This window comes from Acinetobacter sp. NIPH 1852 (assembly GCF_022549455.1).
In the GTDB taxonomy this organism is placed as follows: domain Bacteria; phylum Pseudomonadota; class Gammaproteobacteria; order Pseudomonadales; family Moraxellaceae; genus Acinetobacter.
Window position 1 is genome coordinate 1 of the sequence record NZ_JAKZGG010000047.1, and the last position, 917, is coordinate 917.

Consider the following 917-nt stretch of genomic DNA (forward strand, 5'->3'; position numbering starts at 1 on the left):
ATCAATCCAAAATATGGCGCAGAGCCTGGAAGGTTATTTTATACACACATTTCTGATCAATACGCACCATTTAGCAGTAAGCTGATCAATGTGGGCGTTCGTGATTCAACCTATGTTCTTGATGGGCTGCTGTATCACGAGTCTGATTTACGCATCGAGGAACACTACACCGATACGGCTGGATTCACCGACCATGTTTTTGCACTCATGCACATGCTAGGGTTTCGATTTGCACCACGAATTCGTGATCTGGGCGATACGAAACTCTATATTCCAAAGTCAGACATAGACTATGCCGCACTTAAACCCATGATTGGCGGCACACTGAATATCAAACAGATTCGTACTCATTGGGACGATATTTTGCGTCTGGCCGCATCAATCAAGCAAGGGACTGTCACAGCGTCGCTAATGCTACGTAAACTCGGTAGTTATCCACGACAGAATGGTTTGGCATTGGCATTACGAGAGCTGGGGCGTATTGAGCGCACACTGTTTATCTTGGATTGGTTGCAAAGCGTAGAACTACGCCGTCGGGTTCAAGCTGGATTAAATAAAGGTGAAGCCCGTAATGCATTAGCGCGCGCCGTTTTCTTTTATCGATTGGGTGAGATTCGAGATCGAAGCTTTGAGCAACAGCGTTATCGAGCCAGTGGCTTGAATCTAGTGACCGCCGCCATTGTATTGTGGAACACGGTTTATTTAGAGAGAGCGACTAACGCCCTACGAGGGCATGGTCGCACAGTCGATGATACCTTGCTGCAATATCTGTCACCGCTGGGGTGGGAGCACATCAATTTAACTGGGGATTATCTATGGCGAAGCAAAGCCAAGATAGGTGGTGGAAAATTTAGGCCATTGCGCGCAATTGAAAAACCTTAGCGTGCTATATTTTCCGTTTCCTGAGACGACCCCTA

The 917-nt window shown here is 47.0% G+C and carries 1 protein-coding gene; it reads left to right on the plus strand.

The window, feature by feature from the left end; genetic code table 11:
• Window positions 1-882: Tn3 family transposase (locus tag MMO38_RS16495; RefSeq protein WP_032861311.1), on the plus strand; the 882-nt coding region annotated here is incomplete at its 5' end.
• Window positions 883-917: the final 35 nt, after the last annotated feature.